26 protein-coding genes are annotated in these 20,715 nt (G+C 71.7%); 13 read left to right on the forward strand and 13 right to left on the reverse strand.

Annotated elements, in window-relative coordinates; translation table 11 throughout:
- Nucleotides 1-39: 39 nt before the first annotated feature.
- Nucleotides 40-1,257 (reverse strand): arginine deiminase, encoded by a 1,218-nt coding sequence (locus MED15_RS21690; protein ID WP_112601298.1) that lies wholly within the window; start codon nucleotides 1,255-1,257, stop codon nucleotides 40-42.
- 163 nt (nucleotides 1,258-1,420) lie between these two features.
- Between MED15_RS21690 and MED15_RS21695 the strand changes: the two genes are divergently transcribed.
- The 5 genes from MED15_RS21695 (at nucleotide 1,421) to pheA (ending at nucleotide 4,917) form a co-directional block, all read left to right on the forward strand.
- Nucleotides 1,421-2,158: a hypothetical protein gene (locus MED15_RS21695; protein ID WP_112583868.1), complete on the forward strand. Its 738-nt coding sequence runs from the start codon at nucleotides 1,421-1,423 to the stop codon at nucleotides 2,156-2,158.
- A gap of 169 nt (nucleotides 2,159-2,327) precedes the next feature.
- Nucleotides 2,328-2,786: a hypothetical protein gene (locus MED15_RS21700; protein ID WP_112583869.1), complete on the forward strand. Its 459-nt coding sequence runs from the start codon at nucleotides 2,328-2,330 to the stop codon at nucleotides 2,784-2,786.
- A 75-nt stretch (nucleotides 2,787-2,861) separates the two neighbouring features.
- Entirely contained in the window at nucleotides 2,862-3,251 is a 390-nt protein-coding gene (locus MED15_RS21705; protein WP_112724985.1) for an ACT domain-containing protein, read from the forward strand.
- Nucleotides 3,252-3,458: 207 nt separating this feature from the next.
- Nucleotides 3,459-3,953 carry a hypothetical protein gene (locus MED15_RS21710; RefSeq protein WP_112736801.1) on the forward strand — a complete coding sequence of 165 codons (495 nt, stop codon included), beginning with the start codon at nucleotides 3,459-3,461 and terminating at the stop codon, nucleotides 3,951-3,953.
- 10 nt (nucleotides 3,954-3,963) lie between these two features.
- Nucleotides 3,964-4,917, forward strand: a complete 954-nt coding sequence (gene pheA, locus MED15_RS21715; protein ID WP_091397560.1) for a prephenate dehydratase — start codon at nucleotides 3,964-3,966, stop codon at nucleotides 4,915-4,917.
- 87 nt (nucleotides 4,918-5,004) lie between these two features.
- Here pheA and MED15_RS21720 read toward each other — a convergent pair whose 3' ends face one another.
- From MED15_RS21720 to MED15_RS21730, 3 genes are all read right to left on the reverse strand, one after another.
- Nucleotides 5,005-5,727, reverse strand: a complete 723-nt coding sequence (locus tag MED15_RS21720) for an AIM24 family protein (RefSeq protein ID WP_112583872.1) — start codon at nucleotides 5,725-5,727, stop codon at nucleotides 5,005-5,007.
- 110 nt (nucleotides 5,728-5,837) lie between these two features.
- Nucleotides 5,838-6,185, reverse strand: a complete 348-nt coding sequence (locus tag MED15_RS21725; RefSeq protein ID WP_181518411.1) for a metallopeptidase family protein — start codon at nucleotides 6,183-6,185, stop codon at nucleotides 5,838-5,840.
- Nucleotides 6,186-6,334: 149 nt separating this feature from the next.
- Entirely contained in the window at nucleotides 6,335-6,766 is a 432-nt protein-coding gene (locus MED15_RS21730; RefSeq protein ID WP_112583873.1) for an OsmC family protein, read from the reverse strand.
- A 131-nt stretch (nucleotides 6,767-6,897) separates the two neighbouring features.
- Between MED15_RS21730 and MED15_RS21735 the strand changes: the two genes are divergently transcribed.
- From MED15_RS21735 to MED15_RS21745, 3 genes are all read left to right on the forward strand, one after another.
- On the forward strand, nucleotides 6,898-7,638 hold the full coding sequence (locus tag MED15_RS21735) for a hypothetical protein (RefSeq protein ID WP_112601297.1): 741 nt from the start codon (nucleotides 6,898-6,900) through the stop codon (nucleotides 7,636-7,638).
- 279 nt (nucleotides 7,639-7,917) lie between these two features.
- The gene (locus tag MED15_RS21740) at nucleotides 7,918-8,739 is read left to right on the forward strand and encodes an HAD family hydrolase (protein ID WP_112583875.1); all 822 of its coding nucleotides are present in this window, start codon (nucleotides 7,918-7,920) and stop codon (nucleotides 8,737-8,739) included.
- On the forward strand, nucleotides 8,739-9,551 hold the full coding sequence (locus tag MED15_RS21745; protein ID WP_091396753.1) for an HAD family hydrolase: 813 nt from the start codon (nucleotides 8,739-8,741) through the stop codon (nucleotides 9,549-9,551). Before MED15_RS21740 ends, MED15_RS21745 begins: the two co-directional genes overlap by 1 nt.
- A 2-nt stretch (nucleotides 9,552-9,553) precedes the next feature.
- Here MED15_RS21745 and MED15_RS21750 read toward each other — a convergent pair whose 3' ends face one another.
- Nucleotides 9,554-10,156 (reverse strand): bacterial proteasome activator family protein, encoded by a 603-nt coding sequence (locus MED15_RS21750; RefSeq protein ID WP_091396749.1) that lies wholly within the window; start codon nucleotides 10,154-10,156, stop codon nucleotides 9,554-9,556.
- A gap of 84 nt (nucleotides 10,157-10,240) precedes the next feature.
- On the opposite strand from MED15_RS21750, the gene MED15_RS21755 reads away from it, so the two are divergent.
- A complete protein-coding gene (locus tag MED15_RS21755) occupies nucleotides 10,241-11,038 on the forward strand; it encodes an alpha/beta hydrolase family protein (RefSeq protein WP_112583878.1) in 798 nt (265 codons plus the stop codon).
- 80 nt (nucleotides 11,039-11,118) lie between these two features.
- Nucleotides 11,119-12,306: an ABC transporter substrate-binding protein gene (locus MED15_RS21760; RefSeq protein ID WP_112583879.1), complete on the forward strand. Its 1,188-nt coding sequence runs from the start codon at nucleotides 11,119-11,121 to the stop codon at nucleotides 12,304-12,306.
- Between the two features lie 66 nt (nucleotides 12,307-12,372).
- On the opposite strand, the gene ddaH is transcribed toward MED15_RS21760, so the two are convergent.
- Complete coding sequence (gene ddaH, locus MED15_RS21765) at nucleotides 12,373-13,206, reverse strand: dimethylargininase (protein ID WP_341866351.1); 834 nt, start codon at nucleotides 13,204-13,206, stop codon at nucleotides 12,373-12,375.
- 59 nt (nucleotides 13,207-13,265) lie between these two features.
- On the opposite strand from ddaH, the gene MED15_RS21770 reads away from it, so the two are divergent.
- Together MED15_RS21770 and MED15_RS21775 are read left to right on the forward strand one after the other, a co-directional pair.
- Nucleotides 13,266-13,730, forward strand: coding sequence for an Lrp/AsnC family transcriptional regulator (locus MED15_RS21770; protein WP_030331732.1), 465 nt, complete (start codon nucleotides 13,266-13,268; stop codon nucleotides 13,728-13,730).
- Between the two features lie 72 nt (nucleotides 13,731-13,802).
- Nucleotides 13,803-14,759 carry a zinc-binding dehydrogenase gene (locus MED15_RS21775; protein WP_112736803.1) on the forward strand — a complete coding sequence of 319 codons (957 nt, stop codon included), beginning with the start codon at nucleotides 13,803-13,805 and terminating at the stop codon, nucleotides 14,757-14,759.
- A gap of 6 nt (nucleotides 14,760-14,765) precedes the next feature.
- On the opposite strand, the gene MED15_RS21780 is transcribed toward MED15_RS21775, so the two are convergent.
- The 3 genes from MED15_RS21780 to mobA form a co-directional block, all read right to left on the reverse strand.
- A complete protein-coding gene (locus MED15_RS21780) occupies nucleotides 14,766-15,872 on the reverse strand; it encodes a T3SS (YopN, CesT) and YbjN peptide-binding chaperone 1 (RefSeq protein WP_112601295.1) in 1,107 nt (368 codons plus the stop codon).
- An 81-nt stretch (nucleotides 15,873-15,953) separates the two neighbouring features.
- On the reverse strand, nucleotides 15,954-16,220 hold the full coding sequence (locus tag MED15_RS21785) for a DUF6457 domain-containing protein (RefSeq protein WP_112601342.1): 267 nt from the start codon (nucleotides 16,218-16,220) through the stop codon (nucleotides 15,954-15,956).
- A complete protein-coding gene (gene mobA, locus MED15_RS21790) occupies nucleotides 16,217-16,951 on the reverse strand; it encodes a molybdenum cofactor guanylyltransferase (RefSeq protein ID WP_112736805.1) in 735 nt (244 codons plus the stop codon). Before mobA ends, MED15_RS21785 begins: the two co-directional genes overlap by 4 nt.
- A 184-nt stretch (nucleotides 16,952-17,135) precedes the next feature.
- On the opposite strand from mobA, the gene fdhD reads away from it, so the two are divergent.
- Nucleotides 17,136-18,002 carry a formate dehydrogenase accessory sulfurtransferase FdhD gene (fdhD, locus tag MED15_RS21795; protein WP_112736807.1) on the forward strand — a complete coding sequence of 289 codons (867 nt, stop codon included), beginning with the start codon at nucleotides 17,136-17,138 and terminating at the stop codon, nucleotides 18,000-18,002.
- A gap of 13 nt (nucleotides 18,003-18,015) precedes the next feature.
- On the opposite strand, the gene MED15_RS21800 is transcribed toward fdhD, so the two are convergent.
- The 4 genes from MED15_RS21800 to MED15_RS21815 form a co-directional block, all read right to left on the reverse strand.
- Nucleotides 18,016-18,732, reverse strand: coding sequence for a GAP family protein (locus MED15_RS21800; RefSeq protein ID WP_112583885.1), 717 nt, complete (start codon nucleotides 18,730-18,732; stop codon nucleotides 18,016-18,018).
- 119 nt (nucleotides 18,733-18,851) lie between these two features.
- Nucleotides 18,852-19,250: a hypothetical protein gene (locus MED15_RS21805; RefSeq protein ID WP_112583886.1), complete on the reverse strand. Its 399-nt coding sequence runs from the start codon at nucleotides 19,248-19,250 to the stop codon at nucleotides 18,852-18,854.
- A complete protein-coding gene (locus tag MED15_RS21810) occupies nucleotides 19,247-19,498 on the reverse strand; it encodes a hypothetical protein (RefSeq protein WP_112583887.1) in 252 nt (83 codons plus the stop codon). The genes MED15_RS21805 and MED15_RS21810 overlap by 4 nt, the downstream gene beginning before the upstream one ends.
- A 61-nt stretch (nucleotides 19,499-19,559) precedes the next feature.
- Nucleotides 19,560-20,603 (reverse strand): DUF4192 domain-containing protein, encoded by a 1,044-nt coding sequence (locus MED15_RS21815; protein ID WP_112736809.1) that lies wholly within the window; start codon nucleotides 20,601-20,603, stop codon nucleotides 19,560-19,562.
- Nucleotides 20,604-20,715: the final 112 nt, after the last annotated feature.

Below are 20,715 nucleotides of genomic sequence, written 5' to 3' on the forward strand. Positions count from 1 at the left end.
GTTCCGCCCAACCGGGCGGCGGGTGCGGTCGTCGCGTGCTCAGCTGGCGACGGGTAGCGGGTCGCGGGTGATCGGGCAGGACATGCAGCGCGGTCCGCCACGACCGGAGCCGAGCTCGGAGCCGGCGATCGGGATCACCTCGATGCCGGCCCGCTCCAGTTGGGCGTTGGTCTCCGTGTTGCGCTCGTAGCCGACGCACAGCCGAGGGGCCAGCGCGAGGGTGTTGTTGCCGTCATCCCACTGCTCGCGTTCCGCGGTGACCGGATCCAGCCCGGTGTCGATGACCCGGAGCAGGTCGAGGTCCATCGCGTCGGCGGCGGCCCGCAGGAACGGCGCCGGCCCGTCCACCCGCGGGTCCTCGCCGTCCCCGCCGGCGATCACCGTGTACGCGGACAGCGTGCTCGCGATGTTGGGGTACATCAGGACGGCGTCCACGTCGACCATCGTGCACACAGTGTCCAGGTGCATGGTGGCGCGCTTCTGGGCGATCGGCACCACCAGGATGGTGTGGGCCAGGCCGGCGGCGAAGACCTGCCGACTGAGGCGTTCCGCGCCGGCCGGGGTCGTCCGCTCGCCCACCCCGACCGCCAGCACACCGGGCGCGAGCAGCAGCACGTCCCCGCCCTCCAGGTGCTCGAGGCTGGGACGGTAGACGAATTCGGTGCCGGCGAACCGGGGGTGGTGGCGGTAGATGGCGTCGGTCAGGGTGGTCTCACGGCGGCGGGCCGGCATGGCCAGGCTGGTGACACCGACCCGGTCGCCGATCCACAGCGACGAGTCTCGGGTGAAGAGCAGGTTGGGCAACGGGTCGATGACGAAGTCGTGTCGGTCCATCAGCGTGTAGACCAGCCCTCCCGGTCGCTCGGAGCTGATCCGCAACTCCTCGTGGGCCAGCCCCGCGGTGAGCACGTCGGCCAGCGTGGCCGGGTCCAGGTAGGAGAGGTGGTCGGCGACGCGGGCGCGCAGTGTGTCGCCGAGCCGCCGGGAGCGCAGCACCTGCTCGGTGAGTTCGGCCCGGGCGTCCGCGACGGCCAGCGTCTCGGCCAGCAGGGTGGCCAGGTAGAGCACCTCGACGCCGCGCTCGCGCAGGGCGGCGGCGAACGCGTCGTGCTCCTCCTGGGCGCGCCCCACCCAGGGAATCGCGTCGAACAGGAGCGAGTCGTTGTTGCGCGGGGTGAGCCGGGCCAGTTCGGGGCCGGGCCGGTGCAGCAGTACCGTGCCGAGCCGCCCGACTTCACTGTCGACGTAGTGGGTCACTCCCGCAGCGTAGGGCAGGGTTTAGCGGCATCCGAGAAAAGAACTGTGGATGAATATGGCATTCATCCACAGTCACTCCGGCGTTCCGGCTTGCCGAACACCGGTAGTGGCAACGTAGGGTAGTGAGGACATAACTTCGAGGGACCTTTTGCCGGAGGTCGCGATGACTGTCTTTCCCGCACGACGAGCCGTACCGTCCGCTCGGGCACTGCCGCCCGTCGCGGTGCCACACCCCCGCGTCGAGGCGCCGGGGGTTCTCGAACCGGTCCGTCCAACACCGCTCGAATGGGCCCGCCGCCGTCGGGCCGAGCGGGGTGCACGCCGCCTGGAGGCGGCCGGGGCACGGGCGTTGGGTCAACTCGACCACCTCGGGCCCGCCTGGCACGTGATCGAGTGGCCGCGCACCGACGTGACAGACGTCCTCGACCGCGGTCAGGACGAGCGAGCCGGGTTCCTCGCCATCGGGCCGAGTGGCCTCTTCGCCGTGACCATCGCCGACCACGGCCGAGCCAGGGTGCTCGTCGCCGGAGACGTGGTGCAGATCAACGGCAAGCGGCCCCCGTACGTGGCCGAGTCCCGCCGGGACGCGAAGCGGGCCAGCAAGGCGCTCTCCGAGGCGGTGGGGCTGCCCGTTCCGGTGACGCCGGTGCTGACTTTCGTCGGCTCGGGCGTGATCAGCGTCTACGGCCTTCCGAAGGACTGTCTGATGGCCACCCACCGGGAACTGGACCGGCTGCTCGTGGCTGGCGGCAGCCGGATCAGCCCCGCGACCGCCGAGAAGCTTTCCCGGGTCGCGCAGCACCCGGGCACCTGGCTGAACGGCACGTACCGTCCAACCGCCGACTACCGGTGGTACGACGAGGGCCGAACGGCCGCTGACAAGCCGGCCCACCGCCGGTAACGTCACCGGCGACGCCACGCGGCTCCGGTCCCCCCGTTCACCTCACCGGTCTCCGCGCCGTCACCGGTCGCCTCGGTTCACCCTGTGCGCCCCGGTGACCAGGTGCGCTCGGTGATTCCGTCGGCGACCCGCTAGCGTGGACAGTCGATCGGTGCACATAGGAGGCGCGGTGGCCCACGTCGAACTTTCGCTCTCGGAAGCGTTCGTGCCGGCGGCGCGGGCCTCGACAGAGCCGGAGTCCGACAACGTCGGCCAATGGTCGTCGACAGTCTCCCGGGCCGACGAGCCATGCCTGCTGATCGACGCCGACACCCGGGTGGTGGCGATCTCCACGGCCGGTTGCGAGCTGCTCTGTCTCGGTGAGCCGGCCGGGCTGATCGGGCGACCGTTGCTCGATGGCGGGCTGCGCCTGCTCGACTTCACCGCCAACCGGGGCGAGCTGACCGAAGCCGAGATCGACAAGATTCCGCCCCTGCTGGCGCTCTCCTCCGGCCGACTCGCTCGTGGGCTACTCAGGGTGCAGGCCGCCTCGGCGAACAGCTCCGACGCGACAGTCGACGCGATCTCCACCCCCGTGCTCACCGACGGCACCGTCGCCGGCTCACTCACCTTCTTCTCCGAGGTCTGACCTGCGGCGCGGTGTGTCCTTCGCCGCACGCGGCGTTGCCCGGGTGAGCCCGCACGAAGGCCGTAGGGTGCCCTCATGCTCGATATCGCTCTGCTGCCGGGGGAATACGCTGTGTGCCGGCTGGCCGCCGGCACCACCCTGCCGTACGCGCTGTCGAGCGGGCTGCGCGGCGCAGACGTGGTGACGGTGAGCTGGACCTCCGACGGGATCTCCGTGATCTGCCCGACCGACCGGGCGCCGGCACAGGCCGTGGTGGAGACGACCTGGCGCTGCCTACGGGTCACCGCCCCGGTGGCGCTGGCCGGCACCGGCAGCCTGGCCGCGCTGGTCGACCCGCTCGCCGAGGCACGGGTCAGCGCCGTCACGTTCTCCACGTTCGACACCGACTATCTGCTGGTGCCGACCGTCCGGCTGACCGAGGGCACGGCCGCGCTCCAGCGCGCCGGGCACCGCGTCACCGGCTGACCTTCACCCGACCGGCCGCTCACCCTACGATGGGCTCGGCCACCCCGGCCGCGACGAATTCTCCGATGTCCCGAGGATCGGCCCGTGCCGTTCACCCCACCCCCGCCCGCGTCCCCCTCACCGCGGTCGACGATCCACCCCCCACCGGCGACTCCTGGCCGGGCAGCCGACCGCGTTCCGGCGCGGAGCCTCGTCCGAGTCCTGCCGATGGTGCTCGCCGTCGCGGCGCTGGCCGGCTGTGGCGCCCCACCCGGGCTGGGGGAGCCGACCAGCGTGCCCACCCACACCGCGGCCCCGACACCGTCCGGTCCGAGCACCCCACCGGCCACCCCGCCGACCACCGCGCCGTCTCTCGGTACGGTCACGCCCACCCCGGACGCCGGGTTGGTCGCGACGGCCTGCCGCAACGGGCCGACCGGCCAGCGGGTGCTGCAACTGTTGCGCGGCCGGGCCGGAGTGCTGCCGGCGAACGTCCGGGTCCAGGTCCGCACCGGGCCGCTCTGCGCCGGCGACTGGCAGTTCACAGTGCTGACGGTGACCGGGCACGAGGAACTCCAGGTGGTCACCCGGGGTGAGCCCGGTTCCCCGGTGCTGGTCACCGCCGGAACGGACGTCTGCACCATCGAGGTACGCGCCACCAGCCCGGCCGGGATTCGCGCCCTCGCCTGCGACGCCGGCCCGGCCAACGGACCGGGTGCGTAGGCTGATCGGCATGCCGGGAACACCGCCGACACGTTTCGTCTTCCTCGGGCCGGAGGGCACCTTCGCCGAGCAGGCCCTGCGCTCCATACCCGCCGCCGAGCGCGGCACCCGTACGCCCGCCCGCAGCGTCGGAGAGGCGCTGGACAGCGTCCGCGCCGGCGACGCCGACGCCGCGCTGGTGCCACTGGAGAACTCGATCGGCGGCGCGGTGGGCGTCACGCTGGACGAGATGGCCGAGGGCGAGCCGCTGGTGATCACCCGGGAGGTGATCCTGTCGGTGGAGTTCGTGCTCGCCGCACGGCCCGACACCCCGCTGCCCTCGATCCGCACCGTGGCGGCCCATCCACAGGCATCCACCCAGTGCCGAGGCTGGTTGCGCGACCACCTGCCCGACGCCGTGGTGGTCGACGTGCTCTCCAACGGCGCGGCCGCCGCCGGTGCCGGCAGGGGCGAGTACGACGCGGCGATCTGCGCACCGATCGGAGCCTCCCGGCACCGACTCACCACACTCGCCGACAAGATCGCCGACCACCCCGACGCGGTGACCCGGTTCGCGCTGGTGTCCCGCCCCGGGCCGCCACCGCCGCCGACCGGTGACGACCTCACCTCGCTCGCTGTCTACATCGCCCACGACCGGGTCGGCGCACTGCTGTCGGTGCTGATGGAGTTGGCCGTCCGTGGGGTCAACCTGACCCGGATCGAATCGCGGCCGACCGGCGAGGCGTTGGGCCGCTACGTCTTCTTCCTGGACTGCACCGGCCACGTGGCCGACGTACGCCTGGGCGAGGCGTTGCAGGGGCTCCGCAGGGTCTGTGCCGACGTCCGCTTCCTAGGCTCCTACCCCCGGCACCGGTGGGCCGAGGCGGGCGAACGCCCGGTGCCCGCACCAGCGGGCCTCTCCGACGTCGACTACGCCGACGCGGCGGCCTGGCTGACCCGCCTGCGTACCGGCGAGTTGACCTGATCGGCGCGGAGCGCCCCCAAGAGAACGGGAGTGCCCGCGCCGCCGCCGTCAGCTCGACAGATCAGGTGCGCCCCGCGCCACTCCCGGTCAGCTCAGCAGACCGCCGAGCAGACCGCCCTCCTGCTGCTGCTGGCCACTGCCCAGGACCGGCGGCTCCTCGGACGGCTGCACCACCACGAAGCCCTGACCCGCGAAGCTCATGGTGAACGACTCACCGGTGCGGCGCCCGAGCAGAGTGCCGAGGCCGAGCTGCTCGGCCCGGTGGTAGCCGGTCTGGAGGTTGGCCGACCAGCAGACCGCGGCCTGGGGGTCGACGTACGTCGGGGCGTCCACGTTAAGCACGACCGGGGTGCCCTTGGTGGTGATGGCGATCCGCCCGTAGCCGCTGAACACACAGTTGAAGAGGCCGGACGAGGACGCCATCCCAGCGCCACCGACCATCCTGATGTCGTACTGGAGGGTGGAGTCGAAGGCGAGCACGCTGCTGCCGTTGATGGAGAGGGCGTCGCCCGGCTCCAGGTCGATGATGTGCACGTCCTTGGCCAGCTCGGCGAGGAAGACGTCACCCTGGCCGGTGACCTTCATCAGCGGGACGCCCTCGCCGGTGAGCTTCTGCTTGAGGAACTTGCCGAGCCCGCCTGAACCCAACGCCTGGAACTGCACATTCCCCTGGTAGGCGACCATCGACCCGACCCGGGCCATCGCCTCGCCGTTGAGCTCGATCTTCAACATCTTGGAGTTCTGCAACCGCATGCCGGGCTGCGCGGACTCCTTCTCCAGATTCTCCGCGGAGAACAGCTCGCTGCGCATGAAAGGGCCTCCTGAATAGGGTCGCGTTCGCTGCACCGACGGTAGGCGACCTCGGCAAGCACCGGCCATCGGACGGACGGCGCGGCGCGGGCGGGTCGAGCGGCGCGGGCTCAGCCCCAGCCCAGCGCGTGCAGGCGCGCGTCGTCGATGCCGAAGTGGTGGGCGATCTCGTGCACCACTGTCACCGCCACCTCGTCGATGACGTCCTCGTCGTTGTCGCAGATCCGAAGGATCGGACGGCGGTAGATGAAGATCCGGTCGGGCAGCACGCCGGCATAGTCCCAACCGCGCTCGGTGAGCGCATACCCCTCGTAGAGGCCGAGCAGGTCGACCTCTCCCGGTGGCGGGTCGTCCTCGACCAGGATCACCACGTTGTTCATCAGGCCGAGTAGTTCTTCGGGCACCTCGTCGAGGGCTTCGCCGACCAACTCCTCGAAGCGCTCACGGCTCATCTCCACCGGCACCTCGCCCATTGTGCCCGACGCGGGGGCACGCGGCCCGGTCCTGCTGGACGACCATGGCCGTCATCCGCACATGCACGGAAGAAGCGACCACCCGGGACCGGGCGGAGGCTCCTTCCGTGGACGTACGGTGTGGTCCGGCTAGCTCAGGCAGCCAGACGGGCGTTGAGGGTGATCTCGGCACCCGGCGAGAGCAGGCGGGAGATCGGGCAGTTGGCCTTGGCGGCCTCGGCGAGCTTCTGGAACTCCGCGTCGTCGATCCCCGGGACCTGGCCGACCGTCTCAAGGTCGATCCGGGTCACGGTCATGCCGGCGTCGGTCTTGTCCAGGTGCACCTTGGCGGTGGTCTCGACCGAGGTGGCCGTCGAGCCCGCGTCGGCAAGCGCCTTGGAGAACGCCATCGAGAAGCAGCCGGCGTGCGCGGCGGCGATCAGCTCCTCGGGGTTGGTGCCCTCACCCTCCTCGAAGCGCGACTTGAAGGAGTAGTTGCCGGACAGGCCGCCCTTACCGGTGCGGACGGTGCCCGCGCCCTCGGTGAGATTGCCCTGCCATTGTGCTGAAGCGGTACGGATAGGCATGGGGCAAACGCTAGCGGAAAGGCGACCGCCGAGCGACAGACCGGCGCGCTCGCCAGCCCTGCGATCCCGGTCACCACCAGCTTGCTGTGCCATGATGCGACACAGGTCCGTGACCGGCGGAAGGGTGGCCGATGTCCGAGGAGCTTCCAATCCCGCGGCAGGGCGACCGATCCGAGGCCCCGGCGGTGATCGAGTGGGGTGCCGACGAGCGGGCCCCGCGACGCCGCTTCGCCTTGTCCCTGGCCGATCTCGCGCAGGATCCTCGGCTGCCCCTGCTGCTCGCCGGTCTGGGCGCGGTGGCCGCTGTCGCCTCGCTCGTCGGTGAGTGGCTGGTGATGAGCCTGCCGAACGGCGGGCCCGAGGGGAACGCGACGTTCGAGGTGCCCGCCGGGGTGTCCGAGGTCGGTGGCTTCGGGGTCGGCTACCTGGTCGGGCTTCTCGCCCTCGTCTGCGCCGTGGCGCTGACGTTGCGCGGCACGGCGGCCGTGCGGCCGAACGCCCGGCTGGCCGGCCTCACCCTGGCCGGTGCCCTGCTGGTGCTGCTGGTGGCCGCCACTGCCGGCCTCGACAACCCTGGTCAGCGAAACTTCTTCTACTCGCTTGAGGACGGCTTTCAGATCGAGTACGGCCGTGGGCTGGTGATGGCCTTCGTCGCCTGTGTGCTGTTCGCGGCCGCCCTGCGGCTGACCCCCGCCACGCCTTCCGGCGTGTTCGCCGGGCCACCAGACGATGACCGGCCCGGCGACGCGCCAGCACCACGGCCCTGGCGCCGGCGCCGGAACCCCGACCCGATCGAGGACGGCCTCCCCGCTCCAGCCGACCTCACGGTCACCCCCGCCGCCCCCTTCGCCCGCCCCGACCCCCAGCCCTGACTCCCACCCACCCTCGCCACCCCTCGCGTCGCCGATCTTGCAATTGCTGTCCGGACAAAGGGTGCGTAACACGCGAATCAGCAACCGAGAGTGCGAGATCGCGCGGGGAGTGGGATAGCGCGGGGCGCTCATCTGGCGGGTGCCCGGGGTTGGCGTCCGATTCGCCTGGAAGCCATGGATGCGACCGGTTCCGCGAGGTACGGTTGCTGCCCGCCGTCACGCCGGGCCTCGGTTTCCTTGGCCACGGCAGGTGCGACGGCGGCGGGCGAAGGAGGAACGATGACCCGCCCGGGACTGCCCAAGTTGATCGCGACCGACCTCGACGGGACGCTGGTCCGCAGCGATGACACCGTCTCCGCGTACACCCATGGGGTGCTCGACCGGGTGCGCGCCGCCGGAATTCCGGTGGTCGGCGCTACCGGCCGCGGCCCTCGGCTGACCGAGTTGACCCGCAACGACATCCGCGCCGCCGACTTCCTGGTGATGGCCGGCGGCGGACGGGTGGTCGACCAGAGCGACCCGAGCGGCCCGGTGGTGCTCCGCGACGAGCGGCTCCCCGCCGAGGTGCTGGCCCGGCTCCTCGCCGACCTGGAGGCGGAGGTCGGCCCACTGACCGTGATGGTCGAGGCGTCCGACGAGCACGACGCCCCGCTGTGGGGCGACTACCACGAGAGCTGGCCCTACCAGGACCGCTTTGAGGCACGCACTCGCGACGAGTGCCTCGCCTGCGACGTGATCAAGGCGTTCGCCCGGACCGCCGACCACCACGTGGACGAACTGTTGGCGGTGGCCCGCCGGATCGTCTCGCCGCAGGTCGCGACGCTCACCCAGGCCGGTCTCGGCTTCATCGAGATCTGCCCGCCCGGCGTGGACAAGGCGACCGGGCTGACCGTGGTGGCGCAGACCCTCGGGGTCGACCCGGCCGATGTGCTGGTCTTCGGTGACATGCCCAACGACCTGCCGATGTTCGAGTGGGCCGGTTGGTCGCGGGTGGCCGTGGCCAACGCACACCCCGCGCTGCGTGCCGCCGCCGACGAGGTGACCTTGCGCAACGACGACGACGGGGTGGCGGTGTATCTGGACCGGCTACTGTCCCGGTAATGGGAGACACACCCCGCCTCATTGCCACCGACATCGACGGCACGCTGATCCGCGACGACCACACCGTCAGCCCACGCACCGCCGACCTGCTCGCGCGGATCTCCGCGCGAGGCACGCCGGTCGTCCTGGTCACCGGCCGTCCGGTCCGCTGGCTCAAGATGGTGTACGACCAGCTCGCCCGACCGCTGCCGGCGGTCTGCGCCAACGGCGCCGTGGTCTACGACCCGTTCTCCGACGAGGTGGTGCGGGCTGACCCGCTCGCCCCGCACCACCTGGCCGAGGTCGCCCGGAGGCTACGGGCCGAGGTGCCCGGCATCAGCTTCGCCGTGGAGATTCTGGACAGCCGGGAGATGCGGCACGAGGCGCACTACCCGCTGCGCTGGGACGCCGACGCCAACGGCATCCGGCCGATCGAGACGCCGGAGGAGTTGCTCTCGGTCCCGGCGGTGAAGCTCCTCGCCCGAGCCGGCGAGCAGGACCCGGACGCCTTCGCCGAGCTGATCGCCACGGCGGTGGCGGGGTTGGCCGAGGCCACGCACTCGTCGTCCTCCGGGCTGGTGGAGATCTCGGCGGCGGGGGTGACCAAGGCGGCGGGGCTGGCCTGGTACTGCGACCAGCTCGGGGTGGCCGCGGCGGACGTGCTGGCCTTCGGCGACATGCCCAACGACGTGCCGATGCTGACCTGGGCCGGGCGTGGTGTGGCGGTGGCCAACGCGCACCGCGCCGTCCTGGCGGTCGCCGACGACGTGACGACGGCGAACACCGAGGACGGCGTGGCGGCGTACCTGGAAAAGATCTTCGGGGTGGACTGAGGTCAGAGGTACTGACCGGTGTTGTGACCCTCGCCGCCGCCCGGCTGGCCGATGCCCGGCATCCCGGGGACGACCCCACCGGGGCCGCTGGGCAGCGCCTGCCGGCCGCCGCGCATCTGTTCCAGCTGCACCCGGGCGGCCATCTGCTGGGCCACCAGGGCCGCCTGGATGCCGTGGAACAGGCCCTCCAGCCAGCCGACGAGCTGGGCGTGCGCGATCCGCAGCTCGCCCTCGCTGGGGGCCTTGTCCTCGGCGAAGGGCAGCGAGATGCGCTCCAGCTCGTCGCGCAGCTCGGGGGCGAGGCCCTCCTTGAGCTCGACGATCGACCGCTCGTGGATCTCCCGCATCCGGTTGCGGCTGGCGTCGTCGAGAGGTGCGGCCTTCACCTCCTCCAGCAACTGCTTGATCATGCTGCCGATCCGCATCACCTTGGCCGGCTGTTCGACCAGGCGGGTCGGGTCCTCGCCCTGGCCCTCGTCGGTCTGCATCGTGCCGATCGGTCGGCCGTCCGGGCCAACCACCACCACGGTGCCGGAGTGGCCGGAGTCGTCGGGGCCGGGCTCGTCGTTCTGTCCAGCGGAGCGCGCTTCGGTCATGGGGTCCATCTTTACCCAGCGGGCGCGAACCATGCCGGCCGGGACCGACTACCGGGGCCGAACCACCCGGGCGGGGCGCGCTACCGTCGCGCCATGCCTGTCGACCCGCGCGCCGTGTTGACCCGGCCCGCACCGGAACCCGACCGGACCGTGGCGTACGGGGACCACCCGGATCAAGTGGCCGATCTGCGCCTCCCGGCCGGAACCGGGCCAGCCCGGCCGCTGGTCGTCGTCCTGCACGGCGGCTTCTGGCGGGCCGAGTACGACCGGCGGCACACCGGCCCGCTGGCCGCGGCCCTCGCCGCTGACGGCTACCCGGTGGCGCAGCTGGAATACCGCCGCACCGGGCAGCCCGGAGGTGGCTGGCCGGGCACCCTGACCGACGTACTGACCGGGGTGGCCGAGCTGCCGGCGCTGGCAGCCGAGGCGCTGCCCGGCAGGGTGAGCCTGGCCCCGCCGATCCTGGTGGGGCACTCCGCCGGCGGCCACCTGGCGCTGTACGTGGCGGGCACCGCCCCGGCGACGGTGAGCGGAGTGCTCGCCCTGGCCCCGGTGGCCGATCTGGGCGAGGCGTACCGGCGGGATCTGGACTCGGGCGCGGTCGCCGCGCTGCTCGGCGGCGGACCGGCGGAGGTCCCGGACCGGTACGCGACGGCGGATCCACGGATGTTGGTACCGATACGAACACGGATAGTAGTTGTTCATGGCTCTGACGATCATCAGGTCCCGGTGGAGATGAGCCGGGATTTCGTCGCGGAGGCGCGTGCCACAGGTTCCGATATTTCCCTTGTTGAACTGCCCGGATGCGAGCATTTCGGGCTGATCGACCCCGAGGCCGTCGCCTGGCCTCAGGTCCTCGTCGTGTTGCGGTCCCTGCACGATGATCACTAGCCATTGACGCAGCGTCGCGGACCAGGTAGAACGCCGGTGGGGCTGTGTTCGGCCCTGCAACGCTCCTTGGAAGGAACTCGGTGTCGCAGATGAATCGCAGGCGGGCGCTCCAACTGTTGGCCGCGCTCGGTACCACCGGGTTCGTCGCCGCGTGTGGCTCAGACGGTGACGCCGAGTCGACCGCCGACCGGGGCCCGATCAAGATCGGTTTGATCACGCCGCAGGCCGGTGGTTTCAAGAGCATCGGCGACGACATCACCAATGGCTTCCAGCTCTTCCTCGACCTGCACGACCAGCGGCTCGGCGGCCACCCCGTGGAGCTGCTGACCGCCGACGAGGGCGACACCGCGAAGACGGGCAAGGCTGCCGTCGAGGGCCTGCTCAAGCAGGGCGTGCTGGCACTCACCGGCGTGGTCAACTCGGCGGTGATGGTCGGCATCCGGGACACCGTGGAGCAGGCCCGGGTCCCGCTGATCGGCTCCAACGCCTCACCGAGCAGTCTGCAGAGCGTCTTCTACATCTGGCGGACCTCGTACGTGCTCGACGAGGCCGGTCGGGCGCTGGGCCGGTACCTGCGCGACCAGCTGCCGGCGAACGGCCGCATCGCGATCATCATGCCGGAGAACGTCGGCAGCCCGGACGTGGTCCGCGGCTTCCGGCAGGAGTTCGGCGCGACCGACCCGCGGATCGGCGACCCGGTGACCTACACCAACGCCACCTCCAACCCCGGCAAGACGACGTACGCCTCGGACATCACGAAGGCGCTGGCCAAGAAGCCCACAGCGGTCTTCTGCTTCTTCGCCGGAGCAGCGGCGGTGGAGTTCATCAAGCAGCTGCGTGAGAAGTTCGCCGGGCCGATCTACGCACCCGGCTTCCTCACCGAGGGCGCCGTGCTGGAGAACCTGAAGGACAACGCGCTGGGCATCCAGACCGCGTTGAACTACTCGGCCGACCTGAACAACACGTCGAACCGGGTCTTCGCCTCGGCGTACCGCAAGAAGTACCAGGTCACCCCCACCACGTACGCGATGGCGTCGTACGACGCGGCGCAGGTGCTCGACCAGGCCATCCAGCTGACCGGTGGAAAGCCCACGCCGCAGCAGGTCAACCTGGCCCTGGGCAAGATCGGCCAGATCGACAGCCCGCGCGGCATCTGGCAGTTCAACCAGCCGCGTACCCCGCAGCAGAAGTGGTACCTGCGCGAGGTGCAGCGCGACGGTCAGGTCATGTCGAACGTGCTGATCAACGAGCTGGCCACGCTGGGCTGACGCCCACCCGGAGCACGATTCGGGGCCGGTCTCCCAGTGGGAGGCCGGCCCCGAGACGTTCGCGGGTCAGTGCCGCAGTTCGGCGATGCAGCACTTCACGCTGCCGCCGCCCTTCTTCAGCTCGGCCAGCTCGACGGGGACCGGGGTGTATCCGGCCGCCTTGAGCTTGCCGGCCAGGCGGGTGGCCTCGCTGTTGAGCACCACGTTCGCGCCGTCGCTGACCAGGTTGAGCCCGAAGGCCATCGCGTCCTCGTCGTCGGCGATCACCGCGTCCGGGAAGAGCTGGGTGAGCACCCGCTGACTGGCCGCCGAGAACGCACCCGGGAAGTAGACGACGTTCGTGTCGTCGATGGCCGCGAGCGCCACGTCCAGGTGGTAGAAGCGGGGATCGATCAGGCGCAGCGACACCACCGGACGACCCAGCGCCTCCTGCGCCTCCGCGTGCGCGGGGATCTCGGTACGGAAGCCGTGCCCGGCCAGGATGAGCCCGCCGTGCGCCTCCGGCACGTACGCGAAGTCGCCCTCACCCTCGTTGGTCTCGCTGGGTGCGATGAACCGCCAACCCTGCGCCTCGTAGAAGGCGTGGTGGGCGGCGGCCTCGGCGGCCCGCTGTTCGTGCTTGAACCGGGCGCCGTAGACGGTGCCGTCCACGACGAAGCCGCCGTTGGCGGCGTAGACCATGTCGGGCAGGCCCTGCTCGGCGGTGAGCAGGTGCACCTCGTGGCCGAGGCCGACAAGCGTCTCGCGCAGCCGGTCCCACTGCTTGACGGCCAGGTCCCGGTCGACCGGGGTGGTCACGTCCATCCACGGGTTGATCGCGTACTCGACCGCGAAGTACTCCGGCGAGCACATGAGATATGTCCGCTTTCGCGGGAAACGCTGCTGGTTCACGGTCACCAAGAGTAGGTACCGTAGAACTTTGAAAACAGCCACAAGCGTTGCTTCCCAGAGGCGGAACGTTGCAGATAGACGCGGTAGACCAGCGGATCATTGCGTTACTCGTCGCGGACGCCCGTGCGTCCTACGCCGACATCGGTGCCCGGGTGTCACTCTCCGCCCCAGCGGTCAAGCGTCGCGTCGACCGGCTGCGCGCCACCGGCGTCATCAGGGGATTCACGGCCGTCGTTGACCCGGCCGCCGTCGGCTGGACCACGGAGGCCTTCGTCGAGTTGTTCTGCGCCGGCCGGACCACCCCGGCGCAGATCGGCGTCGCCGCCCGCCGACACCCCGAGGTGGTCGGCGCGTACACCGTCTCCGGGGAGGCGGACGCGCTCGTGCACCTGCGCGCCGCCGACATCGCCCACCTGGAGGCGGCCCTGGAGCGGCTGCGCGCCGAGTCCTTCGTGACCTCCACCCGCAGCACCATCGTGCTCTCCCGGCTGGTCGAATCGCCCGGCGTCGGCCCGTCCGCCGGCACCTCTTGACCTCAACCCCGGTTGAGGAGATGGACTGACCCCGAGTGGGCGAGACAGCCCATCGGGGCCGAGGGGACTGTCATGCGAGCGATCTGGTTACGTGAGTTCGGCGGGCCCGAGGTGCTGATGCCCGGCCCCGCGCCCGACCCGGTGCCTGGCCCCGGCCAGGTGCTGATCGACGTCGCGCACGCGAACATCACCTTCATCGAGACGCAACTGCGCGCCGGTCACCCCGGCCCGTTCCGCCTCACCCCACCGCTGATCCCCGGCAACGGCGTCGGCGGGATGATCACGGCGGTCGGGTCGGACGTCGACCCGACGCTTACCGGGCAGCGGGCGGTCAGCGCCACCGGAGGTTTTGGCGGTTACGCCGAACGCGCGGCGGTTGACGCGTCGGCGACGATCGCGGTGCCGGCCGGGTTGGCTCTGGACGAGGCGGTGGCGCTGCTGGCCGACGGACGGACCGCCACCATGCTGATCGAGGCGGTCGGCGTCCGCCCAGGTGACCGGGTGCTGGTGGAGGCCGCAGCCGGCGGCGTCGGCAGCCTGTTGGTGCAGCTCGCGGCCCGGGCCGGGGCCCGGGTGATCGGCGCGGCCGGTGGGCGACGCAAGGTGAACCTGCTACCCGGCCTGGGCGCCGAGCTGGCCGTCGACTACCTGCTGCCCGAGTGGGCCGAGCAGGTCCGCGCTGCGGTGGGCGGGGTCGACGTGGTGCTCGACGGGGTCGGTGGTTCGGTGGCCCGGGCCGCCTTCGACCTGCTCCCTCCGGGCGGCCGGATGGTCAGCTTCGGGCTGGCGAGCGGGGAGTGGTCCCCGGTGTCGGCGGAGGCCGCCACGGCACGGCAGGTCACAGTGGTCCGACCGGACGTGCCACCGGCCCGGCTGCGGGCGTACACCGAACAGGCCCTGGTGGACGCGGCGGCCGGTCAGCTGCGACCGCTCATCGGCCAGCGCTTCCCACTGGAACGCGCCGCCGACGCGCACGCCGCCATCGAGGCGCGCGCGACGGTCGGCAAGACCCTGCTGGACGTGGCCTGATCAGGCTCAGAGATACATGCCGGTGCGGTGCTCCGACTCGTCGCGCCGGACCGGCTTGTCACCCTCACCGAAGAACCGCTTGCCACCGAACTCGCCGTGCAGACGGTCGTCCAACTCGTCGGCGAGACCGGTCATCACCTGCACCGCCAGCATCAGATGGGTCGCCTGGAAGTTGCGGCCGAACACCGGGATGGACGCCCACACCGTGTCGTCGGCGCAGTAGAGGCGGCCGATCGGCATTCGGTTCGTCAGCTCCGAGAGCTTGACGTAGAGCCGCTCGGTCGGCTCCACCTCGGTGAGCACCGGGGAGAAGACGTCCACCAGGGGCGGATTGTCCCGTACCCGTACGAAGACCATCGCCGAGCCGGCGCGGATGGTGATGTCGCCGTCCGAGTCGATCTGCAACCGGTCGGTGTCCGACTTCAACATCGTGGAGACCACGGTGCGGACCCGCTCGGCCAGGTCGAGCACGTCGTCCCGCTCGACCTGCGCGGCGGCCGCCTCGGCCAACGCCTCCTCCAGGTCCGCCTCGACGTCGGCGTCCGGACCGAACTCACTGCGGGCGGTGCCCAGCGGCTCCACGGCCAACGGCTCGCCCTCGGCGTCGTGCACCAGATAGACGAGGAAGGCCGGGTGCGGAGCCCCGTAGACGTCCCGCAGCGTGCGGGAGAGCAGCGTGGCGACCTGGGTCGACTCGGCCGTCGTGGCGTTCAGCCCGAAGGAACCGCCGGAGCCGGCGACCACCCCGGGCGGGGACCAACCGAGCGCGACCATGTCCGCCACCGCGCCCCGGTCCAGCCGGTAGCCCGCCGGCAGAGCGGCGTTGCCGACCGCGCGGGCGGACAGCACCCGGTCCGCGTCCACGTCGACGCTTATCGAATAGACGGCGTCCCCGGTGCCGGAGGCGGTGGGGTCGAGGGTCACGTCGAGGTGCGTGCCAACGGGAAGTTCCCGCAGCCGTACGGCGAGCGCGCGGGCAAACTCCCGCCACGCCTCGGTCACCTTCGCCCGCAGGTCGGTGGTGCTGGGCTCGTCGAGCAGGATCGATTCCGGCGGCTCAGTCGAAGCGCCGGGTAGCTCACCGTGCGGCGCCGAGGGGTGGTCAGCCGTCATGATCGCCTCCGTCCGTCACGATCACCCTACCCACGCCGCCCGTGGGTCGAATCAGCCCGGACCGGGATCGGACAGCGGCGGTCAGGGGGCTGCCGGGTCCGCGGGTTCGGCACCCAGCTCGACCGGCCAGGCGGTGGCCAGCGCGCTGAGCCGGGCCGCGGCGTCCGCCGGCTCCGCGCCCCGGCCAACCGCCAACCCGAAGAGGTACGCGGTGACCGGCGCACCCGGACGCAGCACCTGGTGGGCAACGTCCCGGGCCAGGTCCAGCACCGCCGGCACCGGCACCGCGGCCGGGTCCAGATCCAACTCGGCGCACACCGCCGTGACCCAGTCGTCCATCACCGTCATCGCGCCCACTCCTCCGCCCGGCGTACGTCCTCGTCAGTGTCGCAGTCGAACCACGGCGGCGGGCCCTCGCCGGACCAGGCCACCTCCCGCACGACGAGACCGGCGAGCAACGCCCGGACCGGGGCTCCGGACAGACTTCCGCCCCGCTCGACCGTCAACCGCTGCACCGCTGCCCGCAGCGCGGCGACCCGCCAGACACCGCAGAGTGACTGCCGCCGCCCGTCCCCGTCCACGAAGCACGCCCCGTCCGGTCCCCGCTCGCCGTCGAGGCCGCTGTGGGCCGGCGGCGCCGGAGCAAGGCCACTGCCGGCCGGCGGCACCGGAGCAGAGCCGCTGCGGTCCGGCGGCGCGGGAGCAGAGCGGCCGCCCGCCGGTTCGGTGTCGGAGGTCTCCGGCTCGAGGTGCTTCAGCAGTTCACCGATCGCGGCCGGGGTGAGCAGCGGCAGGTCGGCGGCGAGCAGCGCGACCACGCTGACGGCGGGATCCAGCAGCGCCAGGCCAGCCGCCGCCGCCGCGACCGGCCCTCCGCCGGGCGGGTCCTCCTGGACGACCCGCACACCCGACGGCACGGCGTCGGCCGCACCGACCAGCACCCGCGGCGTCGCGTCGCTGACGGCGGCCAGCACCCGGTCACGCATCGATCGGCCACCGACCGGCAGCGCGGGCTTGTCGAGCCCGCCCATCCGTCGGGCGGCCCCACCCGCGAGCACCACGGCGGCGTACGTCCCCATCCGGCCACCGTAGCCGTGCCGGCGCTCGGTCGTGCCGACCCCGCGCCTCGCCTCGCCTCGCCTCGCCTCGCCTCGGTGATCATGGAGTTGTCGCTCGACACACCGACGACACGCGCGGACAACTTCATGATCAACGCGCGGGGTTGGGGGTGGTTGGGGTTGGAGTGGGGTGGAGGATGGCGGGATGGGACGGGCAACTGATCGACGGGGCGTACTCCGGATCGACCTGGACGCGGCGACCACCGGACGCGGATCCGTCCGCCGACCGGACACGCTCGCCGTTGAGGAGCCGCTGGAGATCCGGGTCGGCGCGGCCGGCCCCGGCCGACGCCGGCCGCTCGCCGTCACCATGCGTACCCCCGGTGACGATCTGGACCTGGCCATCGGGTTCCTGCTGACGGAGGGGCTGATCCGGTCGACCGACGACGTGTTGACCGCGCAACTCTGCGCCGGCGCGGAGACGCCGAACACGTACAACGTGGTGGACGTGGTGCTCGCCCCCGGCGTACCGGAACCGACCACCGACCCGTCCCGGAACTTCTACACGACCAGCTCCTGCGGGGTCTGCGGCAAGGCCAGCATCGACGCGGTACGCACCCGGTCGCTCTTCCCGGTCGCGGCGGACCCGCTCAGCGTGCCGGCCACGCTGCTCGCCGAGTTGCCCGACCGGTTGCGCGCCGCCCAGCGCGGCTTCGATCGGACCGGCGGGCTGCACGCCGCGGGGTTGTTCACCCCCGACGGTGAGCTGGTGGTGCTCCGGGAGGACGTGGGCCGGCACAACGCCGTGGACAAGGTGATCGGCTGGGCCGTACGGGAACGCCGACTGCCGCTCGCCGGGCACCTGCTGCTGGTCTCCGGACGGGCCAGCTTCGAACTGACCCAGAAGGCGTGGATGGCGGGGTTGCCGCTGCTGGCCGCGGTGTCCGCCCCGAGCACCCTCGCCGCGGAACTGGCCGACGAGGCGGGGATGACACTTGTCGGCTTCCTGCGCGGGCGGACCATGAACGTCTACACCGGGCCGCACCGGATCACGGTGGAGCAGCCAGCCTGACCCGAGCGGCCCGTCAGCGACCGATCCGGTCGATCAGGTCGAACAGGGCCAGCCGTGCGGCGGCATCACGGGCGATCAGGAAACCGGCGATGCCGAGGATCCAGCCCAACGCGCTGCCCGCCTTCGTGACGATCCAGTTGTTCAGGCGGGCCAGCACCGGCTCGACCAGTCGCGGGCGGGCCACCCTGGCACCCAGCAACAACACCGCCGGCAGCACCATGACCAGGCAGTACCCGGCAAGCAGCGCCACCACGCTCGCCGCTCCCACTCCCGAGGTGGCCAGCAGACCCACCGCACCGAGGTACGGAAGCATGGTCGCCACCTCGGCGAGCGCCGCGAGCAGCGCCAGCCCGACCAACCAGCGGGCCGAGGAATCTCCGGCGGTGGCCCGGTCCCGCCAGCGCAAAACACCACCGGTACGGGGGCGCCGCTTGCCGTCGTAGCGGAAGCTGAGCGCCAGCATTCCCACGCCGAGGACGAGTTGTGCCCAGAGGACGCCCCGGTTGTCCAGGGCGCCGCCCAGCGCGTCGCCCAGCCTGCTGCCTCCCCAGACCAGCAGCAGCCCAACCGCGAGGTAGAACACCGCGATGGTGGCGAGGTAGCCCAGGATTCGCCGGACGTTGACCGGCCCGGGGGCGAGCAACAACCAGACGGGGATGAAGAGGGTGCCGATGCTGGTGCTGTCGATCAACGCCAGCCCGGCCAGCGACAGCAGCAACTCGGGGGTCATGTCGTACCAACGCGGAGAACGGCCACGAGATCATTCTCCGGCGGCGGTGACCTGTCCGCGTCGGCCGTGGACAGGAGCAACGCGTACATCCTTCGACGGAGGCGTCGCCGGAGGACCCGTCACGCCAGGTTGAGGATGCTCCAGTTGGTGGGGAGCACCTTCGCCGCCACAGTGGGTTGCGCTGTCGCGTAGTGCGCCTCGTGGGTGAGTGCCGCACGGGCGGCCTGGCCGAACGAGATGTCTCCGGCCGCGGCGCGGGCCAGCCTGCCGGTGTCGCGCACGTCCTCGGCGTCGAGCGGCAGCAGTCGGATCATCGGGGCGGTCATCATCAGGGCCAGTAGCGCGGCATCGATCTCGTCGGCCACACTCGCGAAGGCGACAGCCAGGCAGGTCGCGGGGATGGCCACCTGCCGACCCTCGTCGGCGACCTCCAGCATCAACTCCCCCACCGAGACGTTGCCCTCGATGTAAGCCGTCAACGCCGACGCGTCGAACACGACAGCGATCTGATCGCTCATCCGGCGCCTCCCAACATCCGGCGTCCCTCGGCCAGAGCGTCCGCCGGAATGGGCGTCGCCAGGCGCTCCCGCCATCGCGCCCGACCCGCCTCGGTCACCTCGATGCCTGCTCGCCGCAGCACCTCGTCGAGGTGCACGCGTGCCATCTGCACCCGCACCGCAGCGGTGATGGCGGCCGAGACGTTGGGCTGCTGGTCGAGCCAGTCCGCGACGTCGTCGGGGAGGCTCACGGAGCGCTTCACGGTCACGTCCGCCAGCCTATCAACCTCGGTAGCACCGGCGGTATTACCGCGCGGACGGTGGGGCTGGTCAGCGGCGGCCACGTCGGCTCCGTCGGCGGGGCCGGATGACGCCGGGCATCCCGACCGACGGCCAGCCGTCCAGCTCGGCCGGAGGCACGCCCCGTCGGAGCAGGTCGTCCAGCAGCAGGGCGAGCGAGTAGTCGGGGTGCAGGCTCAGCGTGCGTTCGAGCGCGACCGCCGCCAACGCGCCCTGTCCGGCACGCCAGGCGGCGAACGCCAGCAGCGCACCCGGCGCGGCGGCCACCTCCGGCTCGGCGCGGCGCAGCACGTCGGTCCAGAGGGCGATGTCCCGGTCCCGGCCGTCGGTGCGTTCCCACGCGTGATCGCGGACCGGCAGGTGGGTCATCAGCAGGCTCAACCAGGCCACCTCGTCGTCGTCGAGCCGCTCACCACGCCGCTGCCGGCGCTGGGCCTCGCGGACCGCCGCCACCCCGGCGGCGCGCAGCGCCCGCGCCCCGAGCAGGTCACTCTCGGGTGCCTGCTCGACCAGCTCGGCCAGTCTCAGCTCGGCGCGGGCGGTGGCCGCGCGGGCCGCCTCCCGGGCCGGGCCGTCCACCGGTGCCACCTGCGCCACCAGGGCGCCCCGGTCGGGGAGTGCGACCTGACCGGCGAAGACCGCCGAAGCGGTCAGCCGGTTGACGGTCGGGTCGTAGCGGCGACCCTCGGGCGGGCAGCAGTCGGGCTCGGTGCAGAGATAGGACCACCAGCGGCCGTCGGTCACCCGCAGCGCGTCGAGCACGTGCAGCCCGAAGTCGTTGAGCGCGTCGCGCACCGCGTCCACGGCCGGGGTGACCCGCTCCGGTTGCCCGTAACCCACCACGGTGGCGGCCTCCGCGCCCTGCCTGCGGATCACACCGGCCAGGTGCCCGGCCAACCCGCCCAGCTCGGTCGGATCGGGCAGGTCCGCGCGGGCGGCGAAGACGATCTGTCGACCGACCAGCGCCACGGCGACCACGCTGTCGGTGGGATGGAAGCCGAGCAGGTACGGCACAGCGGCGATCAGATCGGCGGGTGAGCGGACGGCGAGCTGAGGGCGTTCGGTCGAGGTCATGTCGGAAGCCTGCGGCGGGCGTACCAGGCCCTGCCACCCCTGTGGACGACACGCGACTTATCCACAGTTACTGAACGTGTTTTCCCTGCTCACGCCACACCTACGGGTGCGG

Origin of the sequence: Micromonospora noduli (assembly GCF_003264475.1) — a bacterium.
Classification (GTDB): Bacteria; Actinomycetota; Actinomycetes; order Mycobacteriales; family Micromonosporaceae; genus Micromonospora; species Micromonospora noduli.